The organism is Bacillus sp. FSL R9-9410 (assembly GCF_038050385.1).
Lineage (GTDB): Bacteria > Bacillota > Bacilli > Bacillales > Bacillaceae_G > Bacillus_A > Bacillus_A cereus_U.
The window spans coordinates 3,191,044-3,208,977 of the sequence record NZ_JBBOTV010000001.1 but is presented as its reverse complement, the minus strand read 5'-3'; the positions used below and the strand labels follow the sequence as shown (position 1 = coordinate 3,208,977).

Sequence of the window (17,934 nt, the reverse complement as noted above, 5' to 3'; positions counted from 1 at the left end):
GTGGTGGTGAACAACATGAGAAAACGAATTCCTGATTTTGAAGAGGAGTTAGAAGTTGAGCAAGTGGAAGAAGATGAAGTTTTACCGCCGCGTAGTGAAATTCATAGAAATAAAGAGAACAAACCAAAGTTTAAAATGAATCACATTTTCGTCCGAGTGTTAACATTTTTGTTCATATTGTTACCTATTAGTATCCTATGGTATACGGATAAGTATATACAGGTAAAAAGTGATAGTAATAATGCTGAGAAAAGTGCGTTTGAAGTGATTTTCTTTGATTCAGCTCAGACTGAATCAAAGAAGCAGTCTGAGAAAGTAGCAACTCATGTTGTGAAAGATGGAGAAACTTTAGAAAGTATAGCGAAGCAATATTTCTCAGATAAAAATGGGATAGAAATAATAAAAAAGTATAATGATTTACAAGAAGATGAAGTGAAAGTAGGACAAGAATTGAAAATTCCTATAAAAGATAAGTCCACGAAGTATGAGAGCTAGCTAAATGAGTGATATAGCTGCACATAAAATTAAGGACTATACTTTACGAGGAGGGAGAGTAAAAAATATATGTCATGGATTATATTATTATGTACTCTCATATGCATTGGTTTTGTATGTCTTCTTGGAATGTATAAAGAAGCAATGCGTAATACAGTGTTGGAACATACTTTAGTATTCGAAGAATTTCCGGAAAGTTTTCAAAAAGTTAAAGTTTTTTTTATTTCGGATATTCATAGAAGGACCATTTCTAGCTCGCTAATTGAACGAGTGAAAGGAAAAGCTGATATCGTAATTATTGGCGGTGATTTAGCTGAAAAAGGAGTACCTTTATCGCAAATCTCTTTAAATATTCAAAAGTTAAGAGAAATAGCCCCTGTATATTTTGTATGGGGAAATAATGATTATGAAATTGAATATCACGAATTGGATGCTTTATTAATAGAAAATAATGTGAAGGTATTAGATAATACAAGAGTTGTATTTGAGTCTGAATTAGGAGAGAAAATTTGCTTACTCGGTATCGATGATGTTGGATTAGAACGAGATCGTTTAGATTTAGCGTTGTCTGATTGTAAAGAAGAAGGTTTTCGCATTTTAATTAGTCACAACCCAGATATAATAAAGAAAATGTCTGGTAAAGAACAAATTTCGCTCGTATTAAGTGGACATACACATGGAGGTCAGATTCGGTTGTTTCCATCTGAAAAGTATTTAAAGGGTGGTGTATATAAGCATTCTAATACGACTCTCTTTGTTAGTAATGGGTATGGAACAACATTATTCCCTCTTCGTTTTCGGGCACCTTCCCAAACACATATCATTACATTATGCGGAGGAAAATAATGCCGACTTTAAATGGGACATATAATATAAAAGCTATTTCGAATATACTCGGAATTCAACCGAGTACACTTCGCGCATGGGAAAGACGCTATCATATTATTGCCCCAAAGAGAAATCGTGCGGGGCACCGTTTATATACAGAAGAGCATATTCATATTTTGAAATGGTTAATGAATAAAGTTTCTGAGGGGATGATGATTGGACAAGCAGTTCAGTTATTGGAAGGGAATCGTTTGCAGAACAACGTTCAAAAAGAAAAAATTACAGATACAGAAGTTGTTTTAGTGGACGATATACTACAAGCTTTGTTAAAATTTGATGAAATTACAACTTCTGCATTATTAAACGAGGTTTTTAGTATATATTCAACGGAAAAGGTTGTTACAAGCATCATCCTTCAAGTGGCAAACAAGTTGTTATCTTTAAAAAATAATAATGAGATTACAATGTCACAATTCAAATATGTTGTATCATTCTTACAAACACGTCTAGGAATGATATATCATAATGCGTCAGTGTATTCTTCCGTTAACAAAGTTTTCGTTTTAGAAAATAATATATTAAAAGGATTTATTTTCGCGACGTATTTACGACTAAAAGGATATCAAGCAATGTATATGGGGACAAGTTTAGATGAAGAAGGTATTTTACTAGCTATTGAACAATTACAACCTAAATATTTGTTTATATCTTTTGATGATGAACGAGAACTTGAAGAGGCAGTAGAATTTATTGACTTATTGCAAAAAAAAAATGAAAACCTCTCTGGTGGTTTTATAGGAAGAAAAGGCATTGGAGATCAATTAAATCTTCAAAATATCCTAATTGGTAATACGAAAGAAGAATGGGATGGATGGTTAAAAATGTTAGAATAGTCGTTCGAAAAGAACCATCTATTTTCTATTTCATATAATAAAAATTAGATGCAATGGTTACGTAGGGAGGGTATGAGATGAGACTGGAACGTTTAAATTATAATAAGATTAAAATTTTCCTAACATTTGATGATTTATCTGAACGAGGATTAACGAAAGAAGATTTGTGGAGAAATGCACCGAAAGTACAGCAACTATTCCGTGATATGATGCAAGAAGCGAATAAAGAATTAGGGTTTGAAGCGGATGGACCGATTGCTGTTGAAGTATTTTCTCTACAAGCTCAAGGTATGGTTGTAATTGTAACAAAAGAAAATCACGAAGTGGATACAGAAGATGAGTTCCGTGACGAGTTTATTGAAATGCAAGTGACTCTTGATGAAAGCGAACATATACTTTACGAGTTTGCTACATTAGATGATGTAATCAATTTGTCAAATCGCTTATATAACCTTGGTGTAACTGATGGGAAGTTGTATACGTGGGATGATCGTTTTTATCTTTGGATAGAAGAAGAAGAGCAATTTCAATTATTGAAGGCGGATTTTATAGCTATTTTAGCGGAATACGGTAATCCGTCAACAGCAACAATTTACCGCATAATGGAATATGGTAAAGAATTAATGGATTCTCAAGCAATTGAACAAATATACAATTACTTTGTAAAAAAACAAAACCTCAGCTAATGTAACGTAGCTTGAGGTTTTATTTTTATTCAGCTGAAGATTGGAAAATCTAAAATCTATAGAGCGAAGTGTAGGAAACAAGACTAGCCGATCTATATTTAAAAATATAATCAGTATTTTTTGATGAAATAATTGTTTTATCGAACGTATTTTGATGAAAATGAAAAATATTTAAATATTTAAGTATTTTACTTTTCTAAAAGCAATAAAAGGACTATAATAATAGTGAAAACGCTTGCAATGCAAAATAGTTTGTATATATTTGTTAGCGTTTTCTATTGCATTCCAAATTTAACGGTGTATACTAGGCAATGAAGGTTTACTAAACAAGTGAAATTACAGGGGGTTTACTTACTATGGTAGCCGAAAAGGGAACTCAAACGAAAACACAACAACAAGGGGAACAACATTTTGAATTGTTAAATTCAACACAAATTGTAATTAATGAAGCATTAGAAAAATTGGGTTATCCAAACGAAGTATATGAATTATTGAAAGAACCAATTCGTATGATGACAGTGAAAATTCCAGTTCGTATGGATGACGGGACTGTTAAAATATTTACAGGATATCGTGCGCAACATAATGATGCTGTTGGTCCAACGAAAGGTGGAATTCGCTTCCATCCAAACGTAACAGAAAATGAAGTGAAAGCACTTTCTATTTGGATGAGTTTAAAATGTGGTATTGTTGATTTACCATATGGTGGAGGTAAAGGTGGAATCATTTGTGACCCACGTGAGATGTCTTTCCGTGAATTAGAAAGATTAAGCCGCGGTTATGTACGAGCAATTAGCCAAATTGTTGGTCCGACAAAAGATATTCCAGCTCCAGATGTATTTACAAACTCACAAATTATGGCATGGATGATGGATGAGTATAGCCGTATCGATGAATTTAATTCACCAGGATTTATTACAGGTAAACCACTTGTATTAGGTGGATCACACGGACGTGAAACAGCGACTGCAAAAGGTGTAACAATTTGTATTCGTGAAGCTGCGAAAAAACGTGACATTGATATTAAAGGTGCACGCGTTGTTGTTCAAGGATTTGGGAATGCGGGTAGCTTCTTAGCTAAATTTATGCATGATGCAGGCGCGAAAGTAATTGCAATTTCAGATGCGTACGGTGCACTACATGATCCGAATGGATTAGATATTGACTACTTACTAGATCGTCGCGATAGCTTCGGTACTGTAACAAAACTATTTAATAATACAATTTCAAACACAGAATTGTTAGAACTTGATTGCGATATTTTAGTTCCAGCTGCAATTGAGAACCAAATTACAGAAGAAAATGCTGATAAGATTAAAGCGAAAATTGTAGTTGAAGCTGCAAATGGTCCAACTACATTAGAAGCAACAAAAATCTTAACAGATCGTGGTATCTTACTTGTTCCAGACGTATTAGCAAGTGCTGGTGGCGTTACGGTATCTTACTTTGAGTGGGTACAAAATAACCAAGGTTACTACTGGACTGAGGAAGAAGTAGAACAACGTTTAGAAAAAGTAATGGTAAAATCATTCGATTCAATCTATGAAACATCACAAGTTCGTAAAGTAAACATGCGCTTAGCTGCATACATGATTGGTGTTCGTAAAATGGCTGAGGCTAGTCGCTTCAGAGGTTGGGTATAATATATAATGTTTTGAGAAAACGTGATTTCCTTTTGAGGGAATCGCGTTTTTTGCTGAAGTTACTAGTTAGAGGTGTTGTATATGGATAATGAAATGATGAATCGAGTAGATTGATTAGAAGAAGGGGGAACCAACTAGAAAGTAAAAATAGCAATAATTTAAAATGCCCAGAAAACAAGTGTTTTTAGAATGTTTGGAGAGGGTTTATTGCATCTGGTTGTTGGAGGATTGATTATCGCAGTAGTAATTGGAATTATTACGTAGCTTGGTGAAAAATAAAAACAAAAAGAACACTTGTTCTATACGAACAAACGTGCTATACTTTCCTTAGATAAGCAAAACGGAAATGATTTTAAGGAGAGATAAATGATGAAAATGACAGTAGACCAAAGATTTATGATGCCAGCAGATGTTGTGGAACGAGTGGAAGTTTTACGAAATAATCATAGTAAGCGTGGATCATTATTACAATCAGTAAATAAGTTTTTCGGTTTAGATACGAAAGAAGATTGTGTTTGGTTTTACGGTTTTTACGGAGTGGCTGTAAGTATTGTATTATTTCTGGTATTCACATCAAATATTTTCGATTTTCTCTTCGCATAAGAAATAATGCCATAAGGACATTGCTACCGAATACATATATAAGGAAGTAAGGTAACTTTGTAGAGCGGGAGTTGGTAGTAATGGCGATGTTCCCTATTGAGCGTAATTATATTGGGTATGGAAATTCACGACCAGGAATTCCTCTTTCAAAAGTAAGATTTATTGTAAGTCATGACACAGGGAACCCTGGTAGCAATGCGATAGGAAATCGGGATTACTTTAATGAAATACAACCGAAAGCTTCAGCGCATACATTTATTGATGATAAAACAATATTAGAAATTGTCCCTATAAATGAAGTTGCGTACCATGTTCGATACAATGTGCCGACGGATAATGATTTATTCGGTTATGATGCGAATAAGGCTGCTATTGGGGTGGAACTTTGTTATGGAGGCGACGTAAACTTTTGGGAGGCGTATACTCGTTTTACTTGGTATCATGCGTATTTATGTCAAAATTTCGGTTTAAATCCTAAAAAGGCTATTGTGTCACACAAAACGTTGGATCCTACTCGGAAAATCGATCCTGAAAATGTATTAGGGCAACAAGGAATTAAATTTCAGCAGTTTTTAGCAGATGTCTATCGGATGTATGTTTCGTTTAGATGACAAATATATGAAAAATGAATACAATAAAGATAGGTGCCTACTGCTGTAAGTAGGTTTTTTCTTGTTTAGATAAATAGAGCAGAGGTAGAAGACTAGGAGTGAACCGAGTATGCAAAAAGAAACAGTTATTATTATCGGAGGCGGTCCATGCGGATTAGCAGCGGCGATTTCGTTGCAAAAAGTGGGGTTAAATCCGTTAGTAATCGAAAAAGGTAACATAGTAAATGCAATTTATAATTATCCAACTCATCAAACATTTTTCTCCTCTAGTGAAAAATTAGAAATTGGTGAAGTTGCTTTTATTACAGAAAATCGTAAGCCATTTCGTAATCAAGCGCTTGCGTATTATCGTGAAGTAGTAAAGCGTAAATCTATACGTGTAAATGCATTTGAACGAGTGGAACAAGTTCAAAAAGATGGTGATGTTTTTAAAGTTGAAACGACGAAGCGTGACGGAAACAAAGAAATATATGTGGCGAAATACATTGTTGTCGCAACTGGATATTATGATAATCCGAATTATATGAATGTACCTGGTGAGAAACTTGAGAAAGTAGCTCATTATTTCAAAGAAGGACATCCTTATTTTGATCGAGATGTCGTTGTAATAGGTGGTAAAAATTCAAGTATAGATGCGGCGTTAGAGCTTGTTAAATCGGGTGCACGTGTAGCAGTTCTATACCGTGGCGGGGAATACTCGCCAAGTATTAAGCCGTGGATTTTGCCGGAATTTGAGGCGTTAGTACGAAATGGGACAATTCAAATGCGTTTCCATGCGCATGTAAAAGAAATTACTGAGCATACGTTGACGTATACAGTAGATGGTGAGGAAAATACAATTCAAAACGATTTTGTATTTGCTATGACGGGTTACCATCCAGACCACAGCTTCTTAACGAAAATGGGAGTTCGGATTGATGAAGAAACAGGACGCCCGATTTATACAGAGGGTAGTATGGAAACAAACGCTGAAAATATTTTTATTGCAGGTGTAATTGCTGCGGGGAATAACGCAAATGAAATATTTATCGAGAACGGTAGATTCCATGGAGATGCGATTGCGCAAACCATTGCATCAAGAGAAGAATAAAAAGAAGCTGTCGAAATTCGACAGCTTCTTTTTTAATCGTGCATATACATATTTTGGATTGCTTCATGAGAATTTGTATTCTCTAATGCGACTAATAATTTAATACGCGCCTTTTGAGCATTTAAACCGTATGTGAATATAACGCCCATATCTTTTAATTGCTTGCCGCCACCTTCATACGAATATACATCTTGAACGATACCGTTGAAACAGCGAGACACTAATACGACAGGAATTCCTTTGCCTATTAATCGTTCTAGACTTGGAAGTGTTCTTGGAGGTAAATTACCTTGTCCAAGTGCTTCAATAACAATTCCGTCTACTGGTAGTGTTTCAATTGCTGATAATAATGTATCATCCATACCTGCGTATGCTTTTAGAACGACAACGTTTTTAGAAATCTGTCGTACTGTGCATGTTTCGTGATGCACTAAAGCATGATGGAAAACAACACCACGTTTTGTTACCATGCCAATTGGTCCGTACTGTGGACTTTGGAATGTCGCGACATTACTTGTGTGCGTTTTTGTTACATTTGTAGCACAATGTATTTCGTCGTTTAATACGACTAGAACGCCTTTTTTAGCAGCTTCATTACTACTAGCAACTTTTACAGCTGATAAGAAATTATATAGACCATCAGCACCTAATTCATTACTAGAACGCATTGCTCCTGTCACAACGATTGGGATCGTTGCTTGAACTGTTAAATCAAGAAAATAAGCTGTCTCTTCTAATGTATCGGTACCATGCGTAATGACTACGCCGTGAATATCATCTTGTCTTACTCTTTCGTCAATGATGACTTGTAATTGTAGCATTTCGCTAGGAGTCATGTGAGGAGATGGAAGATGGAACACATCTTCGACAATTAAATCAACATCGCCTTCTAAATCAGGAATAAATTTTAAAAGAGGATTCTTTTCACCTGGTTGTACGACCCCGGTTTCTTTATCTTCCTCCATTGCAATTGTTCCACCTGTGTGTAAAACTAGGATTCTTTTCAATGCTTATACCCCTTTCAAGTTGAAAAATACATTTAGAACATAACATGTTTTGAGTAAATTCGACAATGAAAATGTATAAAAGTATGGTTAGAAAATGACAATAAAATAAATTACTTTAATTGTGCTTCGGTAAGTGGTTATTAGGTTAGGTTTTGTTTATGGGAATTTATAGGAGGGTATATGTAAGTGTAGAGAGGGAAGGAGTGAGTTTTTTGAAAAAAGTGGAGAAAATTATAATTCGTATATTACTGATTCAATTTATTTGTCTTTCTGTCGTCCAACTGCTTTTTATACATAAATCTTCAGTGAAATATTTATCGAAAATTGTTTATTACGAGGGTGTCGTCACGCAAAATAAGGCGAAAATCTTACAGGTGAATAAGTAGTTTTCATTTTCTTCTATGATGGATTATGCTACAATAATTGAGGATTTAATGACGTGAGGCAAATGAGAAGAAGCAGGGGGAGAATACCTGCTTTTCGTTTTGTTTTTATAAGTGAAAAATGAGGTGTTACAATGGATAAACGAATTTCGATTGCTATAGATGGTCCAGCGGCTGCTGGGAAAAGTACAGTTGCAAAAGTTGTTGCGAAAAAACTTTCATATGTCTACATTGATACAGGCGCAATGTACCGTGCTATTACATATGCAGCCCTTGAACAAAAAGTGGATATTGAAAATGAAGAAAAGTTAATGAAAGTTGTAAAAAATGTAAATATTGAATTTCAGCAAGGGGAAAATACACAACTTGTATTTTTAAATGGACAAGATGTTTCTGAAGTGATTCGTACGCCAGATGTGACGAATCGAGTATCTATTGTAGCAAAGCATCGTCTTGTTCGTGAAGAAATGGTACGTCGTCAACAAGAGTTAGCTAAAAAAGGCGGCGTAGTAATGGATGGTCGTGATATTGGTACACATGTACTACCAGATGCTGAAGTGAAAATCTTTATGCTTGCTTCTGTAGAAGAAAGAGCGGAAAGAAGACATTTAGAAAATATGAATAAAGGTTTCGATTCTAATTTAGAGCAGTTAAAAGAAGAAATTGCTAGGCGTGATAAATTAGATTCAGAACGCGAAGTTTCTCCTTTGAAAAAGGCTGATGATGCATTGGAATTAGATACAACTTCTTTATCAATTGAAGAGGTTGTCCAAAAAATTATGGGTATTGTTTCAGGAGTATTTGCGAAATAAAGAAAGAGGGCTATCCTCTTTCTTTTTTTTTTTTTGAAATGTAAAGGATAAGTGAATTATAAGTCTCTTTTCTTGACAAATGGGCTAATTTGTAAGAAGTTAGTTACAGAGGAAAAAAACTGTCAGAATATATTCGCTATTATATTTCAAATCATACTTTCTTCAAGATGATTTTGCTGTATACTATTTATATAGGTTTAATATAGTTTCTTATGAACTGTATTGAAACAGAATATGTGATGATAAATTCTTAAACATGCAAATGAAAACATTTGTTTTCATTTCGTATATACATAAAAATGCTTTGTCAATTCTGTAGGGAGGTATTTCCATGGTAGAGAAAATGAATGAAGAAGTTATGAATTCAAAAGAATTACAAGTTGGTGACGTTGTTACAGGTTCTGTAACGAAAGTTGAAGAGAAACAAGTGCTTGTAAATGTTGGATACAAAACAGATGGCGTAATTCCGATTAGTGAATTAGCTAACGTTCATATTGAAAAAGCAAGCGATGTTGTAGAATTAGATCAAACACTTGAATTGAAAATTATTAAATTAGAAGAAGATGATCTTGTTTTATCTAAGAGAGCTGTTGACGCAGAAAAAGCGTGGGTAGAATTACAAGAAAAATTTAATTCTGGTCATGTATTTGATGTTACTGTAAAAGATATTGTGAATGGTGGGTTAGTTGTGGACCTTGGTGTTCGTGGTTTTATCCCAGCTTCACTTGTAGAGGTACATTATGTAGAAGATTTTGCTGACTATAAAGGAAAAACATTAGCGGTGAAAATTGTTGAATTAGACCGTGAAAAAAATCGTGTTATTCTTTCACATAAAGCGGTAGTAGAACTAGAACTAGATTCTAAGAAAAAAGAAGCAATCTCTTCGTTAAAAGAAGGGGATATTGTTGAAGGAACAGTACAACGATTAACGGATTTTGGTGCTTTCGTTAACGTTGGTGGTGTGGATGGTTTAGTTCACATTTCACAAATTTCACACGAACGTGTAGAGCAACCTTCTGAGGTATTAGAGCAAGGTCAAAAGGTAAAGGTAAAAGTGTTATCTGTTGATGCTGATACGCAACGTATTTCTTTATCAATTAAAGCAGCTCAGCCGGGACCTTGGGAAAATATTGATGGCGAAATAAAGGCTGGAGATATTCGTGAGGGCGTAGTAAAACGCCTTGTTACATTCGGTGCATTTGTTGAAATTTTACCTGGTGTTGAAGGGCTTGTGCATGTATCTCAAATTGCAAATCGTCACGTGAAAAATCCAAATGAAGTATTGGAAATGGGACAAGAAGTAAAGGTGAAAGTACTTGAAGTCCATGTAGCAGAAAAACGTATTTCTTTAAGCATAAAAGAAACGCTTGAAGAAAATAATGTAACAGAAGATTATAGCCAATATGAGCCAAATGCTGATTCTGCTACTTTCCAGTTAGGTGATATTATTGGTGAACAACTGAAAAAATTAAAGAAATAAAGAGGGGTACAAGTGGTAAGGGCAAAACGTAAATTAGATCATATTGAATATGCTCTTTCTACTGGTCAGTCTCGTACGCATGGCTTTCATGATATTGATTTTGTGCATCAAAGCTTGCCAAATTCAAGTTATGATACTGTAACATGTGAAACAAAAATCGGCGAACTTTCACTAAGTTCGCCGATTTTTATCAATGCGATGACTGGTGGTGGAGGAGAGCAAACATTACATATTAATGAGCAATTAGCATATGTAGCGAAACATCATAACCTTGCTATGGCTGTAGGGTCGCAAATGGCAGCTTTAAAAAATGAAAGCGAGGCGGCTTCTTATAAGATCGTCAGAAAGGTAAACCCAAATGGTATTTTCTTTGCTAATTTGGGGAGTGAGGCAACTGTCGAACAGGCAGAGCGTGCCGTTGATATGATTGAAGCGAATGCACTGCAAATTCATTTAAATGTCATACAAGAGTTAACGATGCCAGAAGGAGACCGTGATTTTACTGGTGTACTTCGGCGAATTGAACAAATTGTTTTAAACAGTAAAGTTCCTGTTATTGTAAAAGAAGTCGGATTTGGAATGAGTAAGGAAACAGTGCAACAGTTAGCGAGTATAGGTATAGCAGCAATTGATATTGGTGGACAAGGTGGTACGAATTTTGCTGCTGTTGAAAATGAAAGAAGACAGCGAATGCTTTCTTATTTTAATAACTGGGGCATACAAACAGCTACCTCGATTATTGAAGCAACCTCTACAAATAATAACCTCTCTTTTATTGCATCTGGGGGTATACAAACAGCAATTGACGTGGCGAAGGCAATCGCATTAGGGGCGAATACAACTGCGTTTGCTGGATACTTTTTACGTATTTTAATGCAAGATGGTGTTGAGAAGTTAGTGGATGAAATCGATCTTTTACATACAGATTTAAAATTTATTATGACAGCTCTTGGCGTGAAGACGATAGAAGAGTTGCAATCTGTACCTCTTGTTGTAAAAGGCGAAACATATCATTGGTTAGCGCAGCGAGGGATTGACACTGCACATTATAGTAGGCGATAAAAAATCAACCGTCCGGTTGATTTTTTTCAGAGTGTTGAGAAACCCTTTAGGGTTTCCAACACTCTGATATCTTTTGAATTTTATTAAATGAAAACAATAATAAATGATAGAAACTAAGAAAATAGCCCTTCACCTGACCCTTTTGGGTCAGGTGAAGGGCTATTTTTTTCATGTTGACACAGAAAGGAAAAAGAGGTTAAGACACAGTCTGTAAAAAATCAATGGTCCGGGCGGGAAGTTGGAAATCTATATAATTCTATAAATGGAAAAAAGAGAGAATTTATATTGTAATAAAGTTATATAGGAATATTGTGCGAAAAAGCTATGATTGAAAAAGGGGTTATAAAAATGAAGAAATGTAGAAAATGTGCTGCTGAATTATTGGAGGGTTCTTACTTTTGCCATGTTTGTGGAGAGAAACATGGTAAAAATAAGAAAGTATTCCGCTCTATATAGCTGGTTAGCGATAAAACAAGATAAGAGATTGCTATTTAAGAGTCAAAAGAAACAAGAAGAAATTTACGATAATTTAGGGGATGAGGATGTTAATAAAAAAGGAGATAATGTATCTTCAAATAGTAAAAATACGATAGGACGCATTACATATAATAGTGAAGATGTTAATATCCATGCACGAAATATAAGAGAAGATACAGCGATTTCTGGATATAATAAAAAGATTGAAATTTCATTAACTTCAAATGCAAGAGAAGGGGATTCTAGTTCAACAACAGTACAATCAACAATTAAAACGGCGAATATTGCAATCGCAGTCGGGAATAAATTGTATAGGAATCCAATGGTGAATGCAGGAAGTGGAATAGAAGCACTAATTTTGCCAAGGGAATTAGGAGAAGACAAAAATCCATCGGAAGATTCGTATGTGAATTACTATTTTAATATACCAAATGAAGTGAGTTTAAGTAATGCTGAAGTAGTATTACTTTCTGATCAAGGAAATACCATTGTGAGTAGGGAAATTAAAGAGGAAAAAGAAGATATTGTAGGCGTGAAAAAAGAGGTTGAGCGAAAGTTAAATGAAATAGGAGAGACGGATTATGTACGTGTTGAGGTAAAGAGTAAAAATCCTTCTCTTCATACGTATTATGTTATTACATATTCTAAAAAACCAACAGGTATAGTTACGATTGATGCCTCATCAAGTGATAGGGTTTATAATGCGAAAACAAAAGAATTATATTACGAGTAGAAATAAAATAATGGTGTAAAAAGACGGTTTCGTACATTATCGAAACCGTCTTTTTGAATTGTCCGTAAAAGCCCGATTGGTGTGGGCTAATAATCAGTGGGGATGGATACCCCCGCTGAAGTTTCACTTTACTTAATGCTGATTCTGCTTTCGAGCTTGCTCCGGTGTATCAAGACTTGTTGCACCGGGATATTGAAGTGATTGGTCGCGATCAGATTCAACGCGGCGTGATTCTCTTAGTTTTCGTTCTTGGCGATCTTTACCCATTGTGAGTTACACCTCCTTATTAGAAGTGTTGCTGTTATGAGAAAAACTATGCACAAAGAAAAGGGGGATTAACTTTCATAAAAAGTTCCCATAATGGAAAACATAGGAGGTGAAGTGATGGATGGGAGTACTTTTTATTTTGTTGCTTGGATAGGGTGGGTTGTCGTGACCTTTTTTATGAAAAAAGAATCTATTCGTTGGAAGATAAGTGCTTGTATATTAATTTTTATTATTTGTTCTCCGTTAAATGTGACGATTGCGTCTTTCACGATATCGGTAAATGCCCTTTTTCTTTGTATTATTTCTTTTGTAGGTATCGCGTTATATTCTATTTGGAAAAAATTATATACCTTACTTTCGGCACTTATTATTGCAATGTTATATACAAGCTTTCATTTGTTAGAAGTATATGATCCAATTTGGATTGTGGTTGATAGGTTGTTGCTGTTAAGTGGTGCACTTGTGTATGCATCGGTTTTATTGCACGGGGATCGCATATTACGATTATGCTCCTTATATATAGGGATGTTACAAGGAGAATTGCTGGTGACGCTTATTTTTCGTAAATTACATTTTCCTTATGAATACGGCAGTTTAGCTTTTTTAGATGTTGCTGCTGTTTCCACTTTATTTATGGTGATTTTACTTTGGATTACAAAGGCATCAGTATATATGGAACAATTTAAGAGGAAAACACGTAAAAGAAAGGCGAGGGTAATACATGACTGAATATACACCAGCTATTTTATGTGGCGTAATTGCAGGTACAATAACTAGGTTGTTAATGCTTCGTACCGATACGAGGCAATATCCGACGAGGCTTCACGGGAAAATTATTCATATCGCGATGGGATTAATTGCGGCTGCCTTAGGAGCAATTGCGATTCCGTCTGTTTTGAAAAAAGATTTCTCTGCAATTACATTTCTTACGTTAGCAGCGACGCAATTTCGTGATGTACGCAATATGGAAAGAAATACGCTTCAACAATTAGATGGATACGAGCTCGTACCACGTGGCAATACATACATTGAAGGAATTGCATTAGTATTTGAAAGTCGTAACTATTTGGCGATGTTAACGTCGTTTGTAACAACGTTTGCGTATATAGGATTCCATTCATGGATTGCCGGGGTAATTACTGGTATAGTAAGTTTTTTCATTGCGAAAAAATTAATGTCAGGTAAAAGACTTCATGACCTTGTAGAAATAGAGCACGTTCCACTTCGTTTTGAAGGAGCGGGACTTTATATTGATAATATTTACATTATGAATATTGGATTGCCAGCAAGACAAGAAGAAATTATGAAATATGGAATGGGATTTATTTTAAAACCGAAATCGATAGATGCGATGGTTACAATCTCAAACTTAGGACAACGTCAAGCTATTTTACATGATGTTTCGGTTGCTTTAGGAATATATAGAGATTCTGGAACGCCGGCACTTGTACCGTTAGCGAAGCGTGATTTAGAGGATGGGAGAGTTGGGATTTTTGTTCTGCCGCAAGATCAAGATGCAGAAAAAGCGATAGGGGTGATCGGAAATGTACCAACATTAGAGAGTGCTGTTCATATGTCATCAGAAGCTCCGAAAGGAAGGGGAGATAAGAGATGATGTTAGAAAGTGTTATTCTCGCAGTCATTACAACAACACCAGAGAAATTTGCAGGTGGTGCCCCTTTATTTATTTGCGAGTCGACAGAGGAACTGGAATTTGTTGCAAATAATTTAGAGGCTATTTTAGATGGTATTGCACATCGCTTACAAGATAATGTATATATTATTGTGAAACATTAGTAACGTGTGGTATAATGTGAGGTGTTTTGATACGTTGAGAAATATTCTGGAATGCAAATCCCTTCTTGCACAAAGAAGGGTTTTTTACATAATAAACAGAAGCAAGTTGAAAGGATGAAAGTATATGCCGAAACCAGTAATAGCGATAGTAGGCCGCCCGAACGTAGGGAAATCTACTATTTTCAATAGAATTGTTGGAGAAAGAGTTTCAATCGTAGAAGATATACCAGGTATAACACGAGACCGTATTTATAGTGCGGGAGAATGGTTAAGCCATGAATTTAACATTATTGATACAGGTGGAATTGATATTGGAGACGAGCCGTTCTTGACACAAATTCGTCAACAGGCGGAAGTAGCGATTGATGAAGCAGATGTTATCATTTTTATGACGAATGGTCGCGATGGTGTAACTGCAGCAGATGAAGAAGTTGCTAAAATTTTATATCGTTCTAAAAAACCAATTGTACTTGCGGTAAATAAAGTAGATAATCCAGACATGCGCGGTGATATTTATGATTTTTATGCATTAGGATTTGGCGAGCCATTCCCAATTTCAGGTACACACGGTTTAGGACTTGGTGATTTGTTAGATGAAGCTGCAAATCATTTTCCAAAGATTGAAGAAGAAGCGTATGACGATGAAACAATCCGTTTCTCTTTAATTGGACGTCCAAACGTAGGGAAATCATCACTTGTAAATGCACTTCTTGGTCAAGAACGTGTAATTGTAAGTAATATAGCGGGAACGACACGTGATGCTGTTGATACACCATATAGTAAAGATGATCAAGATTATGTAATCATCGATACAGCTGGTATGCGTAAAAAAGGGAAAGTATACGAAAGTACAGAAAAGTATAGTGTACTTCGTGCACTTAGAGCGATTGAACGTTCTGACGTTGTTTTAGTCGTTTTAGACGGAGAAGAAGGAATTATTGAGCAAGATAAAAAAATCGCTGGATATGCTCATGATTCAGGACGAGCTGTTATTATCGTTGTAAACAAATGGGATGCAGTGAAAAAAGATGAAAAAACAATGAAAGCATTTGAAGAAAACATTCGCGCTCATTTCCAATTTTTAGAGTATGCGCCGATTGTATTCTTATCTGCGAAAACGAAAAAACGTACACAAACATTATTACCAGTTATTAATGAAGTAAATGAAAGTCATAGCATCCGCGTACAAACGAACGTATTAAATGATGTAATTATGGATGCGGTAGCGATGAATCCAACGCCGACTCATAATGGTAGCCGTCTGAAAATCTTCTATGCGACACAGGTTGCGGTAAAACCACCAACATTTGTTATATTTGTAAACGATACGGAATTAATGCACTTTTCATATGAGCGCTTCTTAAAGAACCGTTTACGTGAAGCGTTCGGTTTTGTAGGAACGCCGATTCACATTATCGCTAGAGCAAGAGACTAATGGAGAGGATGTGATTTTATGACAAAAATCACAGTAATAGGAGCAGGTAGCTGGGGAACAGCGTTAGCGATGGTATTAGCTGACAATGGGCATGATGTACGTATTTGGGGGAACCGTCCTGAACTCATGAATGAAATTAATACGAAGCATGAGAACAGTAGATATCTTCCAGGGATTACATTGCCAAGCACAATCGTAGCCTACTCTTCTTTAGAAGAAGCATTAGTAGATGTAAATACAGTACTGCTAGTAGTACCGACGAAAGCGTACAGAGACGTATTGCAAGAGATGAAAGAAATTGTTACAGAGCCAATTACTTGGATTCATGCAAGTAAAGGAATCGAACCAGGTACGTCAAAACGTATTTCGGAAGTGATTGAGGAAGAAATTCCAGAGAGCTTGATTAAGGATGTTGTTGTACTATCTGGGCCGAGTCACGCTGAAGAAGTTGGATTGCGTCAAGCGACAACTGTTACGTCTGCAGCAAAGCGTATGGAAGCGGCTGAGGGAGTACAAGATTTGTTTATGAATAGCTATTTCCGTGTATATACAAACCCAGATATCGTTGGAGTGGAACTTGGTGGTGCTTTAAAAAATATTATTGCACTAGCTGCGGGGATAACTGACGGGCTTGGATTAGGTGATAATGCGAAAGCGGCATTAATGACACGTGGTTTAACAGAGATTGCTCGTTTAGGAAGAAAAATGGGCGGAAATCCACTGACATTTGCCGGCCTAACTGGTATGGGGGACTTAATTGTAACTTGTACAAGTGTGCATAGTCGAAATTGGCGTGCGGGAAATATGCTTGGAAAAGGACATTCTTTAGAAGAAGTATTAGAAAGCATGGGTATGGTTGTTGAAGGTGTAAGAACAACGAAAGCTGCTCATGAATTGGCAGAGAAAATGGAAGTTGAAATGCCGATTACAGCTGCTTTATATGACGTGCTGTTCAATGGGAATAATGTGAAAGATGCAGTAGGCTCATTGATGGGACGTGTTCGAAAACATGAAGTTGAAGCGATACCTGATTTGTTATAAAGAAAGCGGTAGAAGTACATTTCGTACTTCTACCGTTTTTTATTTTTTATGGGTCTTTTCACCAATTTTTCATCTCTGCATAGGATGAAGAGTAACTTGAGGAGAGGGTGAAAAGAATGGATAACAACATTTTTAATAACATTGAAAAAGAAGCGAAAGTGAACAAAGAAGATATTTTTAAATTAGCGTCGTCTGTTCAAAATGCGAACTTACGTGATGAGACAGTGCTTCGCCAATTGATTCATCAAGTTGCTCTAATGGCAGGACGCGAAGTGCCGAAAGAGCAAGAGGATCAAATTGTAAAAGCGATTATTAACAATAATATGCCGGCGGATTTTGGTTCGTTAAGTAAAATGTTTAAAAAATAAATTATGAGAAACAAAGAGTTTAGAGAATGCATATGATAGTTATGAAAGAATGGGAATAGAGCTGTTAAGGGCATATTTGGTCAACCGAAGCGCATCATTTCGTGCTTCGGTTTTATTATTTTAAATAAAAATCATCAATTCACGGAAAAATGATGATTTTTATTTGTTTAAATATTTTAATTTGTTAAAATAGTATAAAAATAGATTGAAAGTAAAGGGGTGT

At 35.6% G+C, this 17,934-nt stretch carries 21 protein-coding genes; 19 read left to right on the top strand and 2 right to left on the bottom strand.

Going from position 1 to position 17,934, the window contains the following annotated elements; translation table 11 throughout:
* Window positions 1-15: 15 nt before the first annotated feature.
* From MKX77_RS16670 to MKX77_RS16635, 8 genes are all read left to right on the top strand, one after another.
* Window positions 16-495 (top strand): LysM peptidoglycan-binding domain-containing protein, encoded by a 480-nt coding sequence (locus MKX77_RS16670; RefSeq protein ID WP_215555758.1) that lies wholly within the window; start codon window positions 16-18, stop codon window positions 493-495.
* 69 nt (window positions 496-564) lie between these two features.
* The gene (locus MKX77_RS16665) at window positions 565-1,341 is read left to right on the top strand and encodes a metallophosphoesterase (protein ID WP_341307258.1); all 777 of its coding nucleotides are present in this window, start codon (window positions 565-567) and stop codon (window positions 1,339-1,341) included.
* Entirely contained in the window at window positions 1,341-2,216 is an 876-nt protein-coding gene (locus tag MKX77_RS16660) for a MerR family transcriptional regulator (protein WP_341307257.1), read from the top strand. Before MKX77_RS16665 ends, MKX77_RS16660 begins: the two co-directional genes overlap by 1 nt.
* 77 nt (window positions 2,217-2,293) lie before the next feature.
* The gene (locus MKX77_RS16655) at window positions 2,294-2,902 is read left to right on the top strand and encodes a genetic competence negative regulator (protein ID WP_002158605.1); all 609 of its coding nucleotides are present in this window, start codon (window positions 2,294-2,296) and stop codon (window positions 2,900-2,902) included.
* Window positions 2,903-3,258: 356 nt separating this feature from the next.
* A complete protein-coding gene (gudB, locus tag MKX77_RS16650) occupies window positions 3,259-4,545 on the top strand; it encodes an NAD-specific glutamate dehydrogenase (RefSeq protein WP_000225168.1) in 1,287 nt (428 codons plus the stop codon).
* A 366-nt stretch (window positions 4,546-4,911) separates the two neighbouring features.
* Window positions 4,912-5,148 carry a DUF3961 domain-containing protein gene (locus MKX77_RS16645; protein ID WP_215555761.1) on the top strand — a complete coding sequence of 79 codons (237 nt, stop codon included), beginning with the start codon at window positions 4,912-4,914 and terminating at the stop codon, window positions 5,146-5,148.
* Between the two features lie 80 nt (window positions 5,149-5,228).
* Window positions 5,229-5,759 (top strand): peptidoglycan recognition protein family protein, encoded by a 531-nt coding sequence (locus MKX77_RS16640; protein WP_002149378.1) that lies wholly within the window; start codon window positions 5,229-5,231, stop codon window positions 5,757-5,759.
* A 109-nt stretch (window positions 5,760-5,868) separates the two neighbouring features.
* On the top strand, window positions 5,869-6,849 hold the full coding sequence (locus MKX77_RS16635; RefSeq protein ID WP_341307256.1) for a YpdA family putative bacillithiol disulfide reductase: 981 nt from the start codon (window positions 5,869-5,871) through the stop codon (window positions 6,847-6,849).
* A gap of 32 nt (window positions 6,850-6,881) precedes the next feature.
* On the opposite strand, the gene ansA is transcribed toward MKX77_RS16635, so the two are convergent.
* Window positions 6,882-7,856, bottom strand: a complete 975-nt coding sequence (ansA, locus tag MKX77_RS16630; protein ID WP_080019176.1) for an asparaginase — start codon at window positions 7,854-7,856, stop codon at window positions 6,882-6,884.
* Between the two features lie 212 nt (window positions 7,857-8,068).
* On the opposite strand from ansA, the gene MKX77_RS16625 reads away from it, so the two are divergent.
* From MKX77_RS16625 to MKX77_RS16605, 5 genes are all read left to right on the top strand, one after another.
* On the top strand, window positions 8,069-8,242 hold the full coding sequence (locus MKX77_RS16625; RefSeq protein WP_341307255.1) for a DUF5359 family protein: 174 nt from the start codon (window positions 8,069-8,071) through the stop codon (window positions 8,240-8,242).
* Window positions 8,243-8,373: 131 nt separating this feature from the next.
* Complete coding sequence (gene cmk, locus MKX77_RS16620) at window positions 8,374-9,051, top strand: (d)CMP kinase (protein ID WP_341307254.1); 678 nt, start codon at window positions 8,374-8,376, stop codon at window positions 9,049-9,051.
* A gap of 331 nt (window positions 9,052-9,382) precedes the next feature.
* Window positions 9,383-10,531, top strand: coding sequence for a 30S ribosomal protein S1 (gene rpsA, locus MKX77_RS16615; RefSeq protein ID WP_215555765.1), 1,149 nt, complete (start codon window positions 9,383-9,385; stop codon window positions 10,529-10,531).
* A gap of 12 nt (window positions 10,532-10,543) precedes the next feature.
* Window positions 10,544-11,593 carry a type 2 isopentenyl-diphosphate Delta-isomerase gene (fni, locus tag MKX77_RS16610; RefSeq protein WP_215555766.1) on the top strand — a complete coding sequence of 350 codons (1,050 nt, stop codon included), beginning with the start codon at window positions 10,544-10,546 and terminating at the stop codon, window positions 11,591-11,593.
* A gap of 421 nt (window positions 11,594-12,014) precedes the next feature.
* Complete coding sequence (locus MKX77_RS16605; RefSeq protein ID WP_341307253.1) at window positions 12,015-12,803, top strand: hypothetical protein; 789 nt, start codon at window positions 12,015-12,017, stop codon at window positions 12,801-12,803.
* Window positions 12,804-12,935: 132 nt separating this feature from the next.
* On the opposite strand, the gene MKX77_RS16600 is transcribed toward MKX77_RS16605, so the two are convergent.
* Complete coding sequence (locus MKX77_RS16600; RefSeq protein ID WP_000513901.1) at window positions 12,936-13,070, bottom strand: YpzI family protein; 135 nt, start codon at window positions 13,068-13,070, stop codon at window positions 12,936-12,938.
* Between the two features lie 117 nt (window positions 13,071-13,187).
* Between MKX77_RS16600 and MKX77_RS16595 the strand changes: the two genes are divergently transcribed.
* From MKX77_RS16595 to MKX77_RS16570, 6 genes are all read left to right on the top strand, one after another.
* Entirely contained in the window at window positions 13,188-13,799 is a 612-nt protein-coding gene (locus MKX77_RS16595) for a YphA family membrane protein (protein ID WP_215555768.1), read from the top strand.
* Window positions 13,792-14,685 (top strand): YIEGIA family protein, encoded by an 894-nt coding sequence (locus MKX77_RS16590; RefSeq protein ID WP_219917739.1) that lies wholly within the window; start codon window positions 13,792-13,794, stop codon window positions 14,683-14,685. Before MKX77_RS16595 ends, MKX77_RS16590 begins: the two co-directional genes overlap by 8 nt.
* Window positions 14,682-14,867: a capping complex subunit for YIEGIA gene (locus MKX77_RS16585; protein WP_002086624.1), complete on the top strand. Its 186-nt coding sequence runs from the start codon at window positions 14,682-14,684 to the stop codon at window positions 14,865-14,867. Before MKX77_RS16590 ends, MKX77_RS16585 begins: the two co-directional genes overlap by 4 nt.
* A gap of 124 nt (window positions 14,868-14,991) precedes the next feature.
* Window positions 14,992-16,302, top strand: a complete 1,311-nt coding sequence (gene der / locus MKX77_RS16580) for a ribosome biogenesis GTPase Der (protein WP_215555769.1) — start codon at window positions 14,992-14,994, stop codon at window positions 16,300-16,302.
* 18 nt (window positions 16,303-16,320) lie between these two features.
* Window positions 16,321-17,343, top strand: coding sequence for an NAD(P)H-dependent glycerol-3-phosphate dehydrogenase (locus tag MKX77_RS16575; protein ID WP_215555770.1), 1,023 nt, complete (start codon window positions 16,321-16,323; stop codon window positions 17,341-17,343).
* A gap of 116 nt (window positions 17,344-17,459) precedes the next feature.
* Window positions 17,460-17,711, top strand: a complete 252-nt coding sequence (locus MKX77_RS16570) for a stage VI sporulation protein F (protein ID WP_000369753.1) — start codon at window positions 17,460-17,462, stop codon at window positions 17,709-17,711.
* Window positions 17,712-17,934 lie beyond the last annotated feature (223 nt).